A 14,023-nucleotide genomic window follows, 5' to 3' on the forward strand; every position below is an offset into this window, starting at 1 on the left:
ACGAGTCAATCGAGCATGAGGCCGGGACGATGCAGACGATCTGGGCGGAGACGGCGCTGACGCCGACGGGCTGGGCACGCGACGTGCGGGTGGATATCGCCCCCGACGGGCGCATCGCCGCGGTGGTGCCGGACAGCGCCCCGCAGGGGCAGCGTGTGGCGACGCTCCTTCCCGCCCCCGCCAACCTGCATTCCCACGCCTTCCAGCGCGCGATGGCGGGCCTGACCGAGCGGCGCGGCCCCGACCCGCGCGACAGCTTCTGGACATGGCGCAAGCTGATGTACCGCTTTCTCGACCAGCTCACCCCCAACGACGTCGAGGCCATCGCCGCCTTCGTGAAGATGGAGATGCTGGAGGCCGGCTATGCCTGCAACGTCGAGTTCCACTACCTTCACCACGCCCCCGACGGCACGCCCTACGACGATATCGGAGAGATGGCCGGCCGCATCGCAGCCGCCGCCCGGCAGACCGGGATCGGGCTGACGCTGCTGCCGGTGCTCTACCGACACGGCGGCTGCGACCGTCGTTCCCTGGGGGCCGGACAGGTGCGCTTCGGCAACGATCTCGACAGCTTCGCCCGCCTGCACGAGCGTGCCACGACGCTGGTCCGGGACCTGCCCGCCGACACCAGTGTCGGGGTCGCGCCGCACAGCCTGCGCGCGGTCGATCCCGACAGCCTGCGCGCGGTGCAGGAACTGACCGACGGCCCGATCCACATGCACCTCGCCGAGCAGACCGCCGAGGTCGACGAGGTCGAGGCCGCCTACGGCGCCCGCCCCGCGCGTTGGCTGCTAGACAACGCTCCCGTGGACCCGCGCTGGTGCCTAATCCACTGCACGCAGATGACGCCGGACGAAACCGAGGCGCTGGCCGCCACCGGCGCCGTCGCCGGTCTGTGCCCGATCACGGAATCCTCTCTGGGCGACGGCATCTTCGACGGCGCCCGCTGGCAGGCGGCCGCGGGCCGGTTCGGCGTGGGCTCGGACAGCAACATCCGCATCTCTCTGGCCGAGGAACTGCGGACGCTGGAGTACTCCCAGCGCCTTCGCGACCGCGCCCGCGCGGTGCTGGCCAAGCCCGACCGGTCGACGGGGCGCGTCCTTTTCGACGCCGTCTGCCAAGGCGGCGCGCAAGCCGCGGGCCGCATGGCGGGCGCGGTCGAACCCGGCCGCTGGGCCGATCTCCTGGCGCTCGACGCCGACGCCGTCGATCTCGCCGGACGCGAGGGCGACAGCCGTCTCGACAGCTGGATCTTCGCCGCCGACGACCGCCTCGTCACCGAAGTCTGGTCAGCCGGCCGCCACCTCGTCACCGACGGCCGCCACACCGACCGCACCCGGATCGCCGAACGCTACCGCGAGGTGGTCGGCAAGCTGACAACCGACGTTTGAACTTTGATACGGCAACTGAGCCGAGACCGCACGTCCCTCCGGCGTTGCGGAGAGTGCGCCGGTTGATCCACTCCCCCCGTTTCGGCCGGAATTCTCGATCCGCGATGGATACGTCGATCTCATGCCGCGCGCAGATCGCGCACAGCCAGTCGGAGCGGCCAGGCGACTTCAGAGAACAGGCCTATCCCCCAAAGCAGGTTGCCAATGATCGCGGGCACAAGGGGATGCACGACGAGCACCAGAACTGCCATCGCGATGCCGAAGAGCCGCAGGCGACCGTGATAGTAGCGCCGGCTGATCTCGCGTCCTTCCACCAGTCGCTGAAGCGCCCAGATTGCGGCGAGGAACACCGCGAGGCCGAGCGATCTGCACCGCCATGACGCTGCGATGCGGGATGTCAGTCGAGATTTAGAGCGAATTTCAGACCGAGCTGTCGGCCCAGGCGAAGAAGACCGCGAGAAACAGCCCGGTGAAGACCAGTAACCCGCCCGGGTCGAGGTGATCCGACAGGAAGTTGCCGAGCTGGAAGATGGTCACGGCGTGGACGAGGTCGAAGAACAGCTCGACCCAGTGCACGTGGTGGCCGGGCGCCTCGACATCCATGTGATGCCGCGGCCGGCGCCAGATCGGGAAGTCGCTCAGGGCCATGACCTCTCCTCGTCGGCCGGCCAGCCCACGCCGGTCAATCCGGCAGCGGGATGTGTTCGTCACGGTCGCCTTCGGGCAGGTCGAACTGTCCCTTGCCCCAATTGGCGGCGTGCCATTCCTCCTTGGCGTGCTCGATCCTGTCGCGGGTCGAGGCGACGAAGTTCCACCAGATGTAGCGCGGCCCGTTCAGCGTCGCGCCCCCCAGCGCCATCAGCCGCGCGCCGCGCGCCCCCGCCTTCACCGCGATGCGGTCGCCGGGCCGGAAAACCATCATGCGGCCGGCCTCGAATTCCTGACCGGCGATGCTGACCGAGCCCTCGGTGACGTAGAGCCCGCGGTCCTCGTGATCGTCGGGCAACGGAAACAACGCGTCCGGGGCGAGCGTGACGTCGAGGTAGAAGGTCTCGGACTGGAGCGTCGCCGGCGCCGTGCGGCCATAGGCCGAGCCGAGGATCAGCCGCGCCTTGACCCCGCCATCCTCGAACTCCGGCAGGCTGTCGGCGGCGTGGTGCTCGAAGTCCGGCTCCATGTCCTCGCGGTCCTCGGGCAGCGCGATCCAGGTCTGGATGCCGTAGAGCGCGCTTGGGCCGGAGCGCGCCGCGCTGCTGGTGCGCTCGGAATGAGTGACGCCACGGCCGGCGACCATCCAGTTGACCGCGCCGGGGCGGATGATCTGGTCGGTGCCGAGACTGTCGCGGTGATGGAAGTCGCCCTGGTAGAGGTAGGTCACGGTGCCGAGGCCAATGTGCGGATGCGGCCGCACGTCGATCCCTTGGCCCGTCAGGAACTCCGCGGGGCCGGCCTGATCGAAGAAGATGAACGGCCCGACCATCTGCCTTTTAGGCGCCGGCAGGGCGCGGCGCACCTCGAAGCCGCCGATGTCGCGGGCGCGTGGCACGATCAGGGTCTCGATGGCGTCGACCCCGACCTCGTCGGGACAGACCGGGGCAAGCGCGGGATTCCAGCTCATGTGGGTCTCCTTTCGTCGCTTATCCTATGGCGCCCCACGCCGTCCGACCACTGCCAAGCGGTTCGCGTTTCGCGAACGCGGGGTTCCGTGCCAGAGCATTGGTGACCGGGCCGCCCGTTCATAGGTTTGTCGCCGATACGGCTTTGGAGGGCGACATGACGTCCGGCATCCATCACGTCACGGCCATCACTCGGAAGGTGCAGGCGAATGTTGATTTCTATGCCGGCTTCCTCGGCCTGAGGCTGGTCAAGCGGACCGGCGGCTATGAGGACGCCGAGCAGCTGCACCTCTTCTACGGCGATGCCGCCGGCAGGCCCGGCTCGCTCGTGACGTTCCTCGCCTGGGAGGACGGTGCGCCGGGGAGGGTCGGTCACGGACAGGTCGCAGAGATCGCCTTTGCCGTGCCGAAGGACTCCATCGGCACCTGGCTGACCCGCGCGCTTGAGGCCGGGTTGGCGGTCGATGGCCCGTCGCGCGAGTTCGGCGAGCCGGTGCTACGCCTGAAGGACCCCGACCGCATCATCGTCAAGCTGGTGGGCAGCGACGCCCCGGCCTCCGCGCCGCTCTCCGATCCGGCCGCGCTCACGCGGCTGCGGGCGGTGACGCTCCTGACCGACTCGCCCGAGGCCACTGGCGCCTTCATCGGGCCTTTCGGCTACCGCGAGACGGTGCGGGAGGGCGCGACGCGGCGCTGGACATCCGACAGCGACGCCCTGGACATCCGCGACGCGTCCGGCTTCGTGCCTGGCATTCCGGGCACCGGCATCATCGACCATGTGGCCTTTCGCGCCGGGGACGCCGACACGCTGCGCCGGATACGGACCGCACTCGAGGACTACGATGGCGCCACGAATGTGCACGACCGCAAGTATTTCCTGTCGCTCTACGTTCGCGAGCCCGCCGGCATCCTGATCGAACACGCCACGGACGGCCCCGGCATGGCGGTGGACGAAGACATGGACAACCTCGGAGAGACGCTCTTCGTGCCCGAGGGCGATGCCGCCCGGGCCGAGGACCTGCGCGTCATGCTCCCGCAGATCGCCCTGCCGGGCGAGGAAAGGATCGTCATGCGAGACCTGCCCTTCACCCACCGCTTTCACCGGCCCGAGCACCCCAACGGCCACGTCATCCTGACGCTCCACGGCACCGGCGGTAATGAGACCGACCTCTTTCCGCTCGCCGCCCGGATCGATCCGGATGCGACGCTGCTGGGCGTGCGCGGCCGTTCCACAGAGGAAGGCGTCACGCGCTTTTTCCGCCGGCTCGACATGACCCGCTTCGACCAGGACGACATCCGCTCCGAAGCGGCGGCGTTCAACGCCTTCCTCGAGCAGGCGCAGGCGGCCTACGACCTCGACGCCGAGGCGATCACCGTGCTGGGGTATTCCAACGGCGCCAACTTTGCCGCCGCGGTGGCCGGGCTCTATCCCGGACGGATTCGCCGCGCGATCCTGCTGCGCCCGCTGATGCCGCTGGAGGATTTGCCGCAGGCCGACCTCTCAAGCCTGCGCCTCCTGACCGTCACCGGGGCCGAAGACCCCTACGGCCGCCTCGCCCCGCGGCTCAACGACTGGGCCGAGGCTTCGGGCGCGACGCTCGATGCGCGTAGGCTGCCGACGGGTCACGGGCTGACGCACGGCGACCTCGACCTGGCCCGCGGCTGGCTCGAGGACGCCCGCGTGCGAGGAGAGACGCGATGAGCGATGTCACCATCGCAAGCGAAGGCACCGACGCGCGCCACGGCCGCTACGTGGCGCGCGTCGCCGCGACCGCTCTCTGATATCGAGCGATTGTTCTCCATCTCCATTCGGCCGTGACACCCGCGAGCTGAGTAGGCAAAGATGGCCAAGACCGATCCCGAACCGATCCGCGACCCCAAGGCGGATCACCTGCTGACGCCGGAGAACTGCGTGGTCGTGCTGATCGACTACCAGCCCGAGCAATACCAGACCGTAACCTCCTCCCCACACGAGGAGATCGACCTCAACGTCATCGCGCTCTGCAAGCTCGTCATGGCCTATGACGTGCCGGTGGTGGCCAGCCGGATCGGCTCCTCCGCGAAGACCGAGCCGATCCCGGCGGCCAGCATCAGCGCGCCGAACATCATCACCATGGTGAGGATGCGGAAGGCCGTCGACCCGTCGTCATGGGCCGAGGCGAACCACGTGCGGTTCATCCAGGCCCACCAGATCATGAAAAAGCTGCACGCGAAGCCGGTAGGCCCGGTCTGCACGGCGCCCGCCGCGATGGCGTCGGCAAGGTGCCCGGCTGCCGCCCCGATGGCCATCACCGCGGCGAGGTCGAACATCAGCTCGAACGGAGTCACCCCGCGGGATGGGGCGTTGGCGTCGCGCGGGGTGAAACGGGGAAAGGCGGGGCGAAACGGCGTCGTCGGCATCCTGACCAGGACATCGCCGTGTGCAAAGGCGAAACCGGGCCACCGGGGATCTCCTGGCGGCCCGTCTCGGTCAGTCGATCGGCGTCAGTCCCGCCTCGATGCTGGCGCGCCGGTCCTCGAGGAAGGGCGGTAGCGACAGACCTTCGCCCATCGTCTCGAACGACTCGTCCACGGCAAAGCCCGGCCCGTCGGTTGCGATCTCGAAGAGGTTGCCGCCGGGCTCCCGGAAGTAGAGCGAGCGGAAGTAGTAGCGCTCGACCTCGCCCGAGGACGGCACGCGGAACTCTTGCAGCCGCCGGGTCCATGCGTGGATCGAGGCCACGTCCGGTGTGCGGAAGGCCACGTGGTGCACCGCGCCGGCGCCCTGCCGCGCCACCGGCAGACCGGGCTGGACCGCCACGTGCAGCTCGGCCGAGGGGCCGCCAGCGCCCATCTCGAAGACATGCATCCGACCGGCGCCGTCCGGGCTTGGGTAGTCGCGCCTCTCGCGCATGTTCATCACGTGCGTCAGCATGGCCTTCGTTGGCGCCAAGTCCGGCACGGAAATGGTAATCGGCCCGAGGCCGCGGATCTGATGCTCCGCCGGCACCGGGCTCTTCTCCCAGGAATGGCTGTCGCCGCCCGCGTCCGCGGTCAGACGGAGGCGCTGACCCTCCGGGTCCTCGAAATCGAGCGTTGCGCGGCCATCGAGGGTGGCGATGTCGCCCGCGGTCACACCCCGGTCGCGCAGCCGGCCCGCCCAGTAGTCGAAGCTGTCCTCGGCCACACGCAGGCCGGTGCGGCTGATCGAGCGGGTGCCGCGGCGCTCCGCGGCAACCGGCCAGTCGAAGAATGTCAGGTCGGTGCCCGGCGAGCCCGCGCCATCGGCGAAGAACAGGTGATAGGCGCTGGTGTCGTCCTGGTTCACCGTCTTCTTGACCCGGCGCAGGCCGAGCGTGTCGGTGTAGAAACGGTTGGTCCGCCCTGCGTCGGCGTTGATCGCCGTCAGGTGGTGGATGCCCGTCAGGTCCATGACGTCCTCCTAACTCTTGCGTTGTCCGGAATATCGGCGGCATCGCCGCATCGCGCCAGACCGCCGCGCCGGATCGCCGCGTTCGGCAATTCCGAACGCCGACGGGAGGTGCTACCGTCCTGCAATGCGCTACACCCTCGACGAGATCGAAACCTTCCTCGCCGTGATCGAGCTCGGCACGCTGACCGCGGCCGCCGCCCGGCTGAACCTCGCAAAATCCGTGGTCAGCAAGCGGGTCTCGGACCTTGAGCGCTCGCTCGGCGCCGCTCTGTTCCGCAGGCAGGCCGGCCGCATTGCGCCTACCGAGGCCGCCGAGCGGCTGGCCGAGCGTCTGCGTCCGGCGCTGGCGGAGCTCAGCGCGGCGACCGAGTCCGCTGCGTGGGAAATGGATGGGTCGATTTCGCTGCGTGGAGTGTTGAAAATTTCCGCGCCGATGACTTTCGGCACGCAGTATCTCAGTTCAATGATCGCGCGTTTCGCCGAGAAGCACGCCGACCTCGAGTTTCGCGTCGACTACGACGACCGCTACCACGACCTCGCGCAGGAAGGCTACGACGTCGGCATCCGGATAGGCGACCTTCAGGATGGCGCGATGATCCGGCGCAAGCTCTGCGACGATCGCATGATGGTCTGCGCCAGCCCCGAATACGTGGATGCCCGGGGCAAGCCGGAAACGGCGATGGATCTCGCCGAACATGCCTGCATCGGCTACAGCAACATGTCCAACGCGCGGTTCTGGCAATTCAGCGAGCGCGGTCGGACGCTGGCGCCTGTCGCTCGCACCCGTCTGACGGTCAACAACGGTGAAGCCATGCGGGATCTCGCGGTTCACGGCCTCGGGATCGCGATGCTTCCGGGGTTCATCGCGCAGCCCGCGATCGACCGGGGCACGCTTGTCCCGATACTGTCCGGTTGGGAGACACGTGCGCTACCCATCGCCGCTGTCTGGCCACCGATCCGGCCGGTGCCGGCGAAACTGCGCGGATTCGTCGACTATCTCGCGGACGAACTAAAGAACGGCGCGCCATGGCGAGTCGCGGCGTGAAGAGCGTCAGCGTGCTAAGGGTTGCCAAGCGTCGACGCCATTCCATCTGCGCTGCGTTAAGACGAGTGCAACCAGGCACATCGCGCCGTGGCAGGGGCCGGAATATGCATCGCACTACGTTACCCTGCATCTCTCAATGCGAGTGAAGCGCTTTGGCGCCGCTGCGTCAAGACTCGCGTTGAAAGCCATCGCTCTTGCCCGAAGGCCCATTCGATCTCGCTCGTGCGGCGATCGACCGGACTGCAACTGCGCTTCGATGCCGAGATCAAGAATGAACTGATGCCTCTTCACCTACCCGTTGCAGATCTCCCGTGAGATCTTGGCCAGCTTGCTTAGGTGATCTGCTCGTCATCGCTCAGATACAGAGAGGGCGCTACCTGGGCTTCAGATTTTCTTGTCGACCGCGCAACGGGCTGTCTCTGGTATAGCCAGCGCTTTGCCTGTCGACGAAGTCGGCCAGAATTTCGAGAAGGGCCGCGGCATCATCGCGGCCGTTCTCGATGATCGCCCGGTAGCCCCATGCTTTCGCTTTGCCGGCACCAAAGTTCGCCCGAAATGCCCGTGCAAGCCGCGGAAGGCTGAAGACGCAAGAAGCGAGCCTACCCGCTGCCCGAGAACCCCGCAGGGCAAACTTTGGTTGTAAAAAGTGCGCGGAAACCCCGAAAAAGTGCGAACTTTGGTTGGTGACACACTTACCAACAAAGCCCCCCTACCCGCATTTGGAGAAGCCGCAGGAGGCGCAGGTGAGGCAGCCCTCGACCATGCGCAGGTCGGTGCCGCCGCAGGAAGGGCATTGCGAGACGCGGGTGCTGCCGAGGGTCTGGACGTCGGCGCGGGGGTCGGTCTTGAGCCCCATGCCCTCGGCCTCGAGGACGCCGGTGTTGATCATGTGGGTCTCGATCACGCCGCCGATCGCCGCGAGGATCGAGGGGATGTACTTGCCCCCCATCCACGCCCCGCCGCGCGGGTCGAAGACGGCCTTCAGCTCTTCGACCACGAAGGACACGTCGCCGCCGCGCCGGAACACCGCCGAGATCATGCGGGTCAGGGCCACGGTCCAGGCGAAATGCTCCATGTTCTTGGAGTTGATGAACACCTCGAAGGGCCGCCGGTGCCCGTTCACCACCAGGTCGTTGATGGTGATGTAGATCGCGTGAGGGCTGTCGGGCCATTTCAGCTTGTAGGTCTGACCCTCCAGCGTCTGCGGGCGGTCCAGTGGCTCGGACATGTAGATCACCTCGCCCGCGGCGGCCTCGGCGGCGGCGGGTTCGGTCTCGGCGGTCTCGCTGACGCTCAGGACGCTGCCGGTGACCGCGTTCGGGCGGTAGGTCGTGCAGCCCTTGCAGCCCGTCTCGTAGGCCTGGAGATAGACGTCCTTGAACCCTTCGAACGAGATGTCCTCGGGGCAGTTGATCGTCTTGGAGATCGAGGAATCGACCCATTTCTGCGCCGCCGCCTGCATCTTGACGTGCTCGTCGGGCGACAGGGTCTGGGCGCTGACGAAATGCTCGGGCAGATCGGCCGTGTCGCCGTGACGGTCGCGCCAGGCCTGCACGGCGTAGTCGACGACCTCTTCCTCGGTCCGGCTGCCGTCACGCTGCAGCACCTTGCGGGTGTAGGAATGGGCGAAGACCGGCTCGATCCCCGACGACACGTTCCCGGCATAGAGCGAAATCGTCCCGGTCGGCGCCACCGAGGTCAGCAGCGCGTTGCGGATGCCGTGCTCGGCCACCGCAACGCGCACGTCCTCGTCCATCGCCTGCATCGTGCGCGAGCCGAGATAGGCGTCGGCGTCGAACAGCGGGAAAGGCCCCTTCTCCTTCGCGATCTCGGTGCTGGCCAGGTAGGAGGCCCGCGCAATGCGCTTCATCCACGCCTCGGTCTGCGTCGCCGCCTCGTCGGAACCGTAGCGCAGCCCGACCATCGCCAGAGCGTCGGCCAGGCCGGTGACACCGAGGCCGATGCGCCGCTTGGCCGCCGCCTCGCGCGCCTGCGGCTCCAGCGGAAAGCGGCTGGCGTCGACGACGTTGTCCATCATCCGCACCGCCGTGGCGACGAGATCGTCCAGCGCCTGTATGTCGAGTTGTGCATCCTCTGTGTACGCCTGGTGCACGAGCCGTGACAGGTTCACCGAGCCCAGCAGGCAGGCCCCGTAGGGCGGCAGCGGTTGCTCGCCGCAGGGGTTGGTCGCGGCGATCTCCTCGCAGTAGGCGAGGTTGTTCATCTGGTTGATCCGGTCGATGAAGATCACTCCGGGCTCGGCGTAATCGTAGGTCGACCGCATGATCCGGTCCCACAATTCCCGCGCCGGCAGCGTCCGGTAGACCTTTCCGTCGAACCGCAGTTCCCAGTCGGCGTCGGCCTTTACGGCCTCCATGAAGGCATCCGTGGCCAGCACGCTGACATTGAAGTTGCGCAGGCGGGCGGGGTCGGATTTCGCGGTGATGAACTCCTCGATGTCGGGATGGTCGCAGCGCATGCAGGCCATCATCGCGCCCCGCCGCGACCCCGCCGACATGATGGTGCGGCACATCGCGTCCCACACGTCCATGAACGAAAGCGGCCCCGACGCATCCGCCGCCACGCCCGTGACGTCGGCGCCCTTGGGCCGGATGGTCGAGAAGTCGTAGCCGATCCCCCCGCCCTGCTGCATCGTCAGCGCGGCCTCCTTCAGCATGTCGAAGATGCCGGCCATGCTGTCGGGTATGGTCCCCATGACGAAGCAGTTGAACAGCGTCACCGACCGGTCGCTGCCGGCGCCGGCGATGATCCGTCCGGCCGGCAGGAAGCGGAAATCCTCGAGCGCGGCATAGAACCGCTCCTCCCACATCGCGGGGTCGGCCTCGACGGAGGCGGTGGCGCGGGCGATCCGGCGCCAGGTATCCTCGACCGAGCCGTCGATGGGCGTGCCGTCGATCTGCTTGAGACGATATTTCATGTCCCAGATCTGTTCGGCGATGGGGGCGGCGAAACGGGTCATGCGGGCGTCCCGGACTGTGAGCTGAAAGGGGGGCGGAGGAGCGCCAAGATACCAACAATGCCGGCCGCGCACAATCGCCAAGACACAATCTGTCGCCTTGAAGACGGCGGCTCACGCCATATCCTGTAGGACGACTTTGGGGTGAGTCGCGATGAACCATGTGAATCTGATCAAGCTCTCGGTAGGGTCCGAGTCGGTCGACCAGCTGATCGACTGGCAGCGCCGCAGGTCCGGCCAGATCGCCGACGGGCAGTACTACCACGTCACCCGCATGTGGCCGAAACGCGAGGCGGAAATCCTCGAGGGCGGCTCGATCTACTGGGTGATCAACGGCCTGATCCAGTGCCGCCAGCGCATCACCGGCTTCCGTGAGATCGTGCGCGACGACGGCATCCGCCGCTGCGGCATCCTCCTCGACGACGCGGTGATCCGCACCGAGATCACGCCCAAGCGGCCGTTCCAGGGCTGGCGCTATCTCCGCCCCGAGGACGCTCCGCCGGATGCCCGCGAGGGGCGCGCCGGCGATAGCGAGTTGCCCCCCGAACTGGCCGCCGCGCTGGCCGAGATCGGCGTGCGCTGAACGCGGCCAGCCCCGGTCAGTCGGACGGGGGCGCAAGATCGGGCGATAGGCCGGAATGGGACCGGTTCACCGCCGTGTCGAGACCGCTCGAGGCGGACCCCAGATCCTCCATGTAGGCGCTCTCGTAGCGGCCCGTCTCGACGTCCTGTGTCTTGGACTGCACAACGAAGCGGTCCTCGAAGGCATGTACCGTGTAGATCAGGCGACGGGCGGCGGGCTGCATCTGGCCGTATGCCGGATCGCACGGGTCCGGCTCGGCGCGGTCGGCGCGCACCGGGCGACCGTCCGGGTCAAGGAACAGGCGGACCTCGACCGGGCTGGTGCCGGTTTCCTTCGACAGGGCGGTCGAGAGATAGGGTTCTATCTCGGCCACAGGCCGCCCGAGATCGGAGGCGATGGCCCGCGCGACCGACGACCGCACCGCGCCGGGATCGACCACCGGCGTCGCGTCCGGCTCCAGCCGCGGCACCTCGGGCTCGGGGTCTTGGACCTCGGGCGTGACGATGTATGAAAAGAACTGGTTGTGCGCCATCATCCCGCCCTCGACGTATTCCGAAGTCGCGAACCCTTCGAGACGCCGGTCTGGGTGGCCGAAGAGGACATACTCGAACGGCACGCCCTCGACCGTATAGCCCGCACGCCAGGCCTGGGCGCCGGCGCCGCGCATGTCCGCGGCGCTGGTCCCCGGTATTGCCTGCGCCGCGGCCGAGACGTCGATGTCCTGCCCGCAGATCCGCTTGAAGGGCAGATCGGTGCCCTGCTGGCTGAGGGTGAAGCCCGACCCGCCAATGTGCATGCGCATCTCGATGTCGAAGATCTGGGGTGGAAACTCCTGCTGACCGACCAGGTCGCCCTCGTAATGGACATAGCCCGTTCCCGGCCCGTATCGCAGCGTCGCTGGTCGCACGTCCTCTTCCGTCGCGTCGATGATCGTGCCGCTGACGGTCTCGGGCTCGATGACGATGGTGCCGGGATTGTAGGCTTCGAGGGCCAATCGGACCGTCTCGTCCGGCTCCTCCTCATCATCGGCGACGGTCCCGATGCCAAGCTCCAAAGTCCTCTGTCCCTCGCGGATATAGCCGGGCTGCCGGACGGGATCGAAATCCACGCCCGGAGACGCCGAGCCGCCTTCGACCGTGGTGGCGACATTCACCGTCTCGCGCGAGTCGAAGCGCTGCGTGATCGTGACCGGGACGGGCTGTCCTTCGGGGGCCGACCCGGCGCTGACCGACAGGGTGTGATCGTTGTCCACGATGGCGAAATGCAGGATCGGCATTCCAAGCACCACGATCGCGCCGGGCTCGGGGTCCAGCAGGGTCAGGTCCTTGAGCGCCAGCTGGAACATCTCGGTATCGGGCTCGTCCTCGGAATCGTCCATCACCTCGACGACGAGGGCGGCCACCATCTGCCCCTTGTTGAAGATGATCGGCGTCACGACGGGCTTGAAGTCGACCCCGGCCGTCGCCGTGAGACCGGTCGTCCGCGCCATCACCATGAACGGCGTTTCGGCGGGCGCGTCGAGCATCAGGTGCACCATAGACACCCGCGGGCCGGTCTCCCTCAGCTCGGTGGTCTGGGGGATCATGGTCAGCATCTGCGCGGCGCCGGTGGCGGGAACGACGGCGCAGGACAGGACCAGCGGAAGGGCTGCGGCGCGCATCACTCCACCTCCCGGATCTCGATGCGCGAGAACTCGGCCACGGTCTGCTCGGACCCCAGCGTGCCGGCAAAGATCGCCGGGTCCCCCGAACTGCGCAGGATCTGCACCGGGTCGGTCTCGATCTCCTCCGGTCCGCCCTCCTGCATCGCCCAGCCGTTCATCGACAGACGCCCGACATAGTCGCGCCCGCGCTTCTCCAGCGTCAGCCGCGCGCCCTTTTCCTCGAAGTCCCGCAGGATGCGCGCCAGGTCGTAGCCCCGCGTGTCGCCCGCGATCTCGACCTCGGCCCGTGTTTCCGTGCCGCCGGACACCGCCCGCAGCCGCAGCCACAGGTCATCGTTCGAGTTGCCCTGCCGGAACACGTAGGTCGAGATGTTGTTGTCCACGTCCTCGTACCGGCCGAGCTGGACGATCGCGCGGCGCCCGCCGAGCGACTGCACCTCGCCCATGCGCGCGCTGAAATCGGCGGCGAGATCCCAGTCACCCTCGGGCAGTGTCGCCTCCGTCCAGCGAAAGATATTCGCCTGGTCGGGGCGCTTGCCCATGTAGCCCGGCTGCACCGTCATCGTGACCAGCGCACCGCCGTCGAGGATGAAGCCCGACGGGTCGGGATGATCGACGCTCCAGCCCTCGCCAAGCGCCTCCCTCTCGAACTCGTCGACGAAGACCGGCTCTGACGGCGCGGGTTCCGGGGCGCTGACCTGACCCAGCGCTGCGGTCAGCGTGGCAGCGTCCGACGCGGCCAGGTATTGCCCCCCTGTCGCAGTCGCCAGGCAGGCGAGCTGGCCCTCGCTGTCGTCCACGTCGAAGCCGATGACATGCGCGGTCAGGTCGATCTCGCCGCCGGCAAGGCGGTCGCCGAGCGCGCAGAGATCGGCGCCGCAGGTCTCGAGCCCGTCGGTCACCACGATCACAGACGCTTGCTCCGCGCCGGACAGTTCTGCCGCCGCCCGTTCGACCGCGCCGCCCACCGGTGTCTTGCCGCGGGGCGAGACGCGCTCCATCGCCGAGGCCAGCCCCGCAGCGTCGAGCGGCGCGGGAGAGACCAGCGTCTCGATGTCAGCGCAGTCGCCCTCGGCCCTGTGGCCATAGGCCATCAAGCCGATCTCCTGCTCTTGCGGCCATGTCTCGAGCATGGCGCGCACCGCCTCGCGCGCGATGGTGATCTTGGGCCGGTCGTCGATCCGCCCCCACATGCTGCCCGATCCGTCGAGCACCAGCATCGCCTGCCCCGTCTGGGCCTGAGCCGCGCCCGCCGTCGCCAGGGCGATCGCAAGGATCGAGAGAAGTCTTCGCATGGAAAATGGCTCCGTCTGAATTGTCGCGACGCCGGCCGGTG

The 14,023-nt window shown here is 67.9% G+C and carries 12 protein-coding genes; 4 read left to right on the forward strand and 8 right to left on the reverse strand.

Annotated elements, in window-relative coordinates:
• The first annotated feature begins 29 nt into the window (after positions 1-29).
• Positions 30-1,391 carry a formimidoylglutamate deiminase gene (locus BMZ25_RS05335; protein ID WP_092689667.1) on the forward strand — a complete coding sequence of 454 codons (1,362 nt, stop codon included), beginning with the start codon at positions 30-32 and terminating at the stop codon, positions 1,389-1,391.
• A 119-nt stretch (positions 1,392-1,510) separates the two neighbouring features.
• On the opposite strand, the gene BMZ25_RS21105 is transcribed toward BMZ25_RS05335, so the two are convergent.
• The 3 genes from BMZ25_RS21105 to BMZ25_RS05345 form a co-directional block, all read right to left on the reverse strand.
• Positions 1,511-1,741, reverse strand: coding sequence for a hypothetical protein (locus tag BMZ25_RS21105; RefSeq protein ID WP_235859788.1), 231 nt, complete (start codon positions 1,739-1,741; stop codon positions 1,511-1,513).
• A gap of 70 nt (positions 1,742-1,811) precedes the next feature.
• On the reverse strand, positions 1,812-2,039 hold the full coding sequence (locus tag BMZ25_RS21110) for a low temperature requirement protein A (protein ID WP_235859789.1): 228 nt from the start codon (positions 2,037-2,039) through the stop codon (positions 1,812-1,814).
• 34 nt (positions 2,040-2,073) lie between these two features.
• The gene (locus tag BMZ25_RS05345) at positions 2,074-3,009 is read right to left on the reverse strand and encodes a pirin family protein (protein WP_092689672.1); all 936 of its coding nucleotides are present in this window, start codon (positions 3,007-3,009) and stop codon (positions 2,074-2,076) included.
• 155 nt (positions 3,010-3,164) lie between these two features.
• On the opposite strand from BMZ25_RS05345, the gene BMZ25_RS05350 reads away from it, so the two are divergent.
• On the forward strand, positions 3,165-4,709 hold the full coding sequence (locus tag BMZ25_RS05350; protein ID WP_092690947.1) for a VOC family protein: 1,545 nt from the start codon (positions 3,165-3,167) through the stop codon (positions 4,707-4,709).
• A gap of 317 nt (positions 4,710-5,026) precedes the next feature.
• Here the strand turns inward: BMZ25_RS05350 and BMZ25_RS21375 are convergent, their stop codons facing one another.
• Together BMZ25_RS21375 and BMZ25_RS05365 are read right to left on the reverse strand one after the other, a co-directional pair.
• Positions 5,027-5,407 (reverse strand): low temperature requirement protein A, encoded by a 381-nt coding sequence (locus BMZ25_RS21375; RefSeq protein ID WP_092689675.1) that lies wholly within the window; start codon positions 5,405-5,407, stop codon positions 5,027-5,029.
• 70 nt (positions 5,408-5,477) lie between these two features.
• Positions 5,478-6,419: a ring-cleaving dioxygenase gene (locus BMZ25_RS05365; RefSeq protein WP_092689682.1), complete on the reverse strand. Its 942-nt coding sequence runs from the start codon at positions 6,417-6,419 to the stop codon at positions 5,478-5,480.
• Positions 6,420-6,543: 124 nt separating this feature from the next.
• On the opposite strand from BMZ25_RS05365, the gene BMZ25_RS05370 reads away from it, so the two are divergent.
• Positions 6,544-7,464: a LysR family transcriptional regulator gene (locus BMZ25_RS05370; protein ID WP_092689685.1), complete on the forward strand. Its 921-nt coding sequence runs from the start codon at positions 6,544-6,546 to the stop codon at positions 7,462-7,464.
• Between the two features lie 709 nt (positions 7,465-8,173).
• Here the strand turns inward: BMZ25_RS05370 and BMZ25_RS05375 are convergent.
• A complete protein-coding gene (locus BMZ25_RS05375) occupies positions 8,174-10,444 on the reverse strand; it encodes an adenosylcobalamin-dependent ribonucleoside-diphosphate reductase (protein WP_092689688.1) in 2,271 nt (756 codons plus the stop codon).
• A gap of 151 nt (positions 10,445-10,595) precedes the next feature.
• Here BMZ25_RS05375 and BMZ25_RS05380 point away from each other — a divergent pair, with 151 nt between their 5' ends.
• Positions 10,596-11,024, forward strand: coding sequence for a DUF1489 family protein (locus BMZ25_RS05380; protein ID WP_092689692.1), 429 nt, complete (start codon positions 10,596-10,598; stop codon positions 11,022-11,024).
• 16 nt (positions 11,025-11,040) lie between these two features.
• Here the strand turns inward: BMZ25_RS05380 and BMZ25_RS05385 are convergent, their stop codons facing one another.
• Together BMZ25_RS05385 and BMZ25_RS05390 are read right to left on the reverse strand one after the other, a co-directional pair.
• Entirely contained in the window at positions 11,041-12,684 is a 1,644-nt protein-coding gene (locus tag BMZ25_RS05385; RefSeq protein WP_092689697.1) for a Calx-beta domain-containing protein, read from the reverse strand.
• A complete protein-coding gene (locus BMZ25_RS05390) occupies positions 12,684-13,982 on the reverse strand; it encodes a vWA domain-containing protein (RefSeq protein WP_177190394.1) in 1,299 nt (432 codons plus the stop codon). The genes BMZ25_RS05385 and BMZ25_RS05390 overlap by 1 nt, the downstream gene beginning before the upstream one ends.
• Positions 13,983-14,023 lie beyond the last annotated feature (41 nt).

The organism is Tranquillimonas rosea (assembly GCF_900111315.1).
Lineage (GTDB): Bacteria > Pseudomonadota > Alphaproteobacteria > Rhodobacterales > Rhodobacteraceae > Tranquillimonas > Tranquillimonas rosea.

What these genes read in the sequence shown, in the direction of transcription:
- BMZ25_RS05335 (WP_092689667.1), top strand. Translation starts at nt 30, where the DNA reads ATGCAGACGATCTGGGCGGAGACGGCGCTGACGCCGACGGGCTGGGCA.
- BMZ25_RS21110 (WP_235859789.1), bottom strand. Translation starts at nt 2,039, where the DNA reads ATGGCCCTGAGCGACTTCCCGATCTGGCGCCGGCCGCGGCATCACATG.
- BMZ25_RS05345 (WP_092689672.1), bottom strand. Translation starts at nt 3,009, where the DNA reads ATGAGCTGGAATCCCGCGCTTGCCCCGGTCTGTCCCGACGAGGTCGGG.
- BMZ25_RS05350 (WP_092690947.1), top strand. Translation starts at nt 3,165, where the DNA reads ATGACGTCCGGCATCCATCACGTCACGGCCATCACTCGGAAGGTGCAG.
- BMZ25_RS21375 (WP_092689675.1), bottom strand. Translation starts at nt 5,407, where the DNA reads ATGCCGACGACGCCGTTTCGCCCCGCCTTTCCCCGTTTCACCCCGCGC.
- BMZ25_RS05365 (WP_092689682.1), bottom strand. Translation starts at nt 6,419, where the DNA reads ATGGACCTGACGGGCATCCACCACCTGACGGCGATCAACGCCGACGCA.
- BMZ25_RS05370 (WP_092689685.1), top strand. Translation starts at nt 6,544, where the DNA reads ATGCGCTACACCCTCGACGAGATCGAAACCTTCCTCGCCGTGATCGAG.
- BMZ25_RS05375 (WP_092689688.1), bottom strand. Translation starts at nt 10,444, where the DNA reads ATGACCCGTTTCGCCGCCCCCATCGCCGAACAGATCTGGGACATGAAA.
- BMZ25_RS05380 (WP_092689692.1), top strand. Translation starts at nt 10,596, where the DNA reads ATGAACCATGTGAATCTGATCAAGCTCTCGGTAGGGTCCGAGTCGGTC.
- BMZ25_RS05385 (WP_092689697.1), bottom strand. Translation starts at nt 12,684, where the DNA reads ATGCGCGCCGCAGCCCTTCCGCTGGTCCTGTCCTGCGCCGTCGTTCCC.
- BMZ25_RS05390 (WP_177190394.1), bottom strand. Translation starts at nt 13,982, where the DNA reads ATGCGAAGACTTCTCTCGATCCTTGCGATCGCCCTGGCGACGGCGGGC.